General features: G+C 67.9%; 5 protein-coding genes. 2 read left to right on the forward strand and 3 right to left on the reverse strand.

The features are described 5' to 3' along the window. Positions 1-301: dienelactone hydrolase family protein (locus RTO53_RS19575; protein WP_312239331.1), on the reverse strand; the 301-nt coding region annotated here is incomplete at its 3' end. A 204-nt stretch (positions 302-505) separates the two neighbouring features. Between RTO53_RS19575 and rimO the strand changes: the two genes are divergently transcribed. After that, positions 506-1,870 carry a 30S ribosomal protein S12 methylthiotransferase RimO gene (rimO, locus tag RTO53_RS19580; RefSeq protein ID WP_312239332.1) on the forward strand — a complete coding sequence of 455 codons (1,365 nt, stop codon included), beginning with the start codon at positions 506-508 and terminating at the stop codon, positions 1,868-1,870. Next, positions 1,867-2,700, forward strand: a complete 834-nt coding sequence (locus RTO53_RS19585; protein WP_312239333.1) for a DUF3025 domain-containing protein — start codon at positions 1,867-1,869, stop codon at positions 2,698-2,700. The genes rimO and RTO53_RS19585 overlap by 4 nt, the downstream gene beginning before the upstream one ends. Before the next feature lie 58 nt (positions 2,701-2,758). Here the strand turns inward: RTO53_RS19585 and greB are convergent, their stop codons facing one another. Both greB and RTO53_RS19595 read right to left on the reverse strand, forming a co-directional pair. After that, a complete protein-coding gene (gene greB / locus RTO53_RS19590) occupies positions 2,759-3,274 on the reverse strand; it encodes a transcription elongation factor GreB (RefSeq protein WP_312239334.1) in 516 nt (171 codons plus the stop codon). 55 nt (positions 3,275-3,329) lie between these two features. Then, positions 3,330-4,197: helicase HerA-like domain-containing protein (locus RTO53_RS19595; RefSeq protein ID WP_312239335.1), on the reverse strand; the 868-nt coding region annotated here is incomplete at its 5' end.

Raw genomic sequence — 4,197 nt, forward strand, 5'->3', positions numbered from 1 at the left:
CGATCTCCAGCGCCTTCTCCACCCCCAGCGCATTGACCCGCTCCAGCCCCTGCTCCACCCCCCCCGGATCGTAGGGCAGGGCGTCCGGATCGGATTCCACGCCGTCGATGAGATCGAAGAACGACGGCGCCAGCACCGCATAGCCTGCGGCGGCAAAGCCTTCGGCGACCTCGCGCACGTGCGGGTTGACCCCGAAAATCTCCTGGATGACCACCAGCCCGGCGCGGGGCTTGCCCGCCGGGGTGGCCTGCCAGGCGCGGACCGGACCGTGATGCGTATCGAGCGTGACCCACTCACCCATGATGCGTGACTCCTGTTGGTTCAGGCGTTCATTATCCGGCGGCAGCCGGTTAGCGTGATGTCAGGGGCGGTGCCGGATCTGGCGGCATCGACCGCACGCGATTCAGGGCACAGGCCGCAACGCCGGTATACTTGCCGCCGTTTCCGGCCCCAGGTCCCCACGCCATTCCGGCATGGGCCCAGGCCCCCAGAGTCCCGCGATTCCATGTCCCAGCTGAACCCCAAAGTCGGCTTCGTCAGCCTTGGCTGCCCGAAGGCCCTCGTCGATTCCGAGCGCATCCTCACCCAGCTGCGGTCCGAGGGCTATGACATCGTGCCTTCCTACGATTCGGCCGACGTGGTGGTGGTCAACACCTGCGGCTTCATCGATTCGGCCGTGACCGAGTCGCTGGATGCGATCGGCGAGGCGATGAACGCCAACGGCAAGGTGATCGTCACCGGCTGCCTGGGCAAGCGCCCGGAGCAGATCCGCGAGGCCTACCCGAACGTGCTGGCCGTGTCCGGGCCGCAGGACTACCTGAGCGTGATGGAGGCCGTGCACGCCGCGCTGCCGCCCAAGCATGATCCGTTCGTGGACCTGGTGCCCGACTACGGCATCAAGCTGACCCCGCGCCATTACGCGTACCTGAAGATTTCCGAAGGCTGCAACCACAAGTGCAGCTTCTGCATCATTCCCTCGATGCGCGGCAAGCTGGTCTCGCGCCCGGTCGATGAGGTGCTGCGTGAAGCCGAGCGCCTGGTGCGCGGTGGCGTGAAGGAACTGCTGGTGGTCTCGCAGGACACCTCGGCCTACGGCGTGGATGTGAAATACGCCGAGCGCATGTGGCGCGACAAGGCCTACCAGACCCGGCTCAAGGCGTTGTGCGAAGGCCTGTCCGAACTGGATGCCTGGACCCGCATGCATTACGTCTACCCGTACCCGCACGTGGACGAGATCGTCCCGCTGATGGCCGAGAACCGCATCCTGCCGTACCTGGACATCCCGTTCCAGCACGCCAGCCCGCGCATCCTCAAGCTGATGAAACGCCCGGGTGCGGTCGACAAGACCCTCGAGCGCGTGCAGCGCTGGCGCCAGTTGTGCCCGGACATCACCGTGCGCTCGACCTTCATCGTCGGTTTCCCCGGCGAGACCGACGCCGAGTTCGAGGAACTGCTGTCGTTCCTGGACGAGGCGCAGCTGGACCGCGTCGGCGCGTTCGCCTACTCGCCGGTGACCGGCGCCACCGCCAACGATCTGCCTGGTGCGGTGCCGGAGGAAGTGAAGCAGGAGCGCCTGGCCCGCTTCATGGAACGCCAGGCGGAGATCTCCGCCGCGCGCCTGGAATCCAAGATCGGCAGCGTGCAGCAGTGTCTGGTCGATGCGATCGAAGACGGCATCGCCGTCGCCCGTTCCAGGGCCGACGCGCCGGAAATCGACGGGCTGGTGCATATCCAGAACGCCGAGGAAGCCAGGCTGCGCGTGGGTCAGTTCGTCGATGTCGAGATCACCGAGAGCGACGACCACGATCTGTTTGGCGACGCGATCATCGCCGCCGCCACGCGCAAGCCGTTCGACCTGCAGGTGCTGTGACCGCTGCGGCGTCCGCCGCTACCGGCGGTCGTCGCCGCTTCGTCGCGCCGCCGCGTGGTGCGGTGGACGCGATGTGCTTCGCGCAGCCCCTCTACGCGGCGCTGCGCGAGGACCAGGATCTGCTGACGGCGCCCGACTGGCCGAGCATCCCGATGCTCGATGCCCGCCTTGCCCTGCCGCATCGGCAACTGGTCGCGCAGGACGCGGCCCTGCTGGCCGACGGGCTGCATTACGAAACGCGCATTGCCGAGCGCGGGCAGATCGCCACGCGTGCGGACAACTGGCACGACCTGTTCAACGCCCTGGTCTGGGCGCGCTACCCGGCCATCAAGCAGGCCCTCAACCAGCAGCAGTGCCGCCACATCGCGGCGATGCCTTCCGGACAGCGCAACCGCGCGCAGGCGGCCCTGACCCAGTTCGACGAGACCGGCGTGATCGTGCGGGTGCGTGATCCAGCGGTGCTGCAGGCGTGGGACCGGCATGACTGGTCGGCGCTGTTCGTCGATGGGGCAGACGCATGGCGCGAGGGCGACATCGCGGTGGCGGCCGTGATCGGCCATGCGTTGATGGAACAGGCACTGTTGCCCGGGCGGCTGCTGGTGGGCAAATGCGTGGTGGTGCAGGGCGATGAGGACGCGCGTGCTGTCGCGCAGGTGGCGGCCCTGATCGAGCGCGGACGCCTCCTCAACGATCCGCTGGCGCTGCGGCCGCTCCCGCTGATGGGCATCCCCGGCTGGCATGCAGGCCAGGACGCCGTGTTTTACCAGCAGGCCGGGTATTTCCGCCCCGCGCGCGAGGGAAGGAACTACCCCGCGCCGTCAACCGGGTAGAACCGGCCCATGCCCGGCTGGCCGCGCGCAGCGCGCAGCGCGGCAATGATCGCCGTCTCTACCGGCCTTCGCCGCCGGGGTACTCCACCGCCAGGATCGCAAAACCGTGGCGGCCGCTTGGCAGCTCCACCTCGAACTCATCATCCACGCGCTTCTTCAACAACGCACGCGCCAGCGGCGAGTCGATGCTGATCAACCCCGTCGGCGCGTCGGTCTCGTCCGGACCTACGATGCGATAGCGGCTCACATCGCCGCTGTCCACATTCTCCAGTTCCACCCATGCCCCGAAGAACACCGCCTGCGGGTCGGTCGGCGGCTGGTCGACGATGCGCAGCGCGTCCAGGCGCTTGGTCAGGTAGCGCACGCGTCGGTCGATTTCGCCCAGCTGCTTCTTGCGGTAGGTGTATTCGGCGTTCTCCGAGCGGTCGCCTTCGGCCGCGGCGGCGGCCAGCGCCTTGACCACGTCCGGGCGGCGCACGCGCCACAGGTCGTCCAGTTCGACTTTCAGCCGCTGGTGGCCCTGTGCGGTGATCAGGGCCGTACTCTTTTCCGCAGGGGGACGCCAACGCGACATCAGGTCTGTCTGTGCTCTGGGTAAGGTGCCGCACCCGACGGCGCGACACGCAGTATCAACGTTTGCCGCCGAAAATGCCGCCGAGCAGGCCACGCACGATCTGGTTGCCCAGCCGGGTGCCCACGGTGCGCGTGGTCTGCTTGGCCATGGTCTCGATCATGCCCTGGCGGCGCTTGGTCCCGAAGATCGCATCCTTGATCGACTGGCCGAAGCCGCCTTCCTGCGCCTCGTCCTGCTGACGCGTGCGTGCGGCCGGGGCATCGGCCTGTGCGACCGCCTTCTGCGCGCGCTGGGCCAGCAGTTCGGCGGCCGATTCGCGGTTGATCGCGGTGTCGTAGCGGGTGCCGACCGGGCTGCCGGCGCGCACCTGCGCGCGTTCGGCCTCGGTGATGGCGCCCATCCGGCAGCGCGGCGGCGCGATCTGGGTCTGCTGCACGGGCGAGGGAATGCCCTTGTCCTGCAGCGTGGACACCAGCGCCTCGCCGGTGCCCAGCTTGGCCAGCACGGCGGCGACATCGAGCTTGGGATTGGGCACGAAGGTTTCCGCTGCGGTCCTCACTGCCTTCTGGTCGCGCGGGGTGAACGCACGCAGCGCATGCTGCACGCGGTTGCCGAGCTGGCCGAGGATGTTGGCCGGCACGTCGTCGGGGAACTGCGAGCAGAAGTACACGCCCACGCCCTTGGAGCGGATCAGCCGCACTACCTGCTCGATGCGCTGCACCAACGCGGCCGGGGCATCGTCGAACAGCAGGTGCGCCTCGTCGAAGATGAAGACCAGCTTGGGCTTGTCCAGGTCGCCCACTTCCGGCAGCGTTTCGAACAGTTCTGAAAGCAGCCACAGCAGGAAGGTCGAATACAGTTTGGGCTTGAGCACCAGCTGGTCGGCGGCATGGATGCCGATCACGCCACGACCGTCGTGGTTG

Origin of the sequence: Stenotrophomonas sp. (genome assembly GCF_031995405.1) — a bacterium.
In the GTDB taxonomy this organism is placed as follows: Bacteria; Pseudomonadota; Gammaproteobacteria; order Xanthomonadales; family Xanthomonadaceae; genus Stenotrophomonas.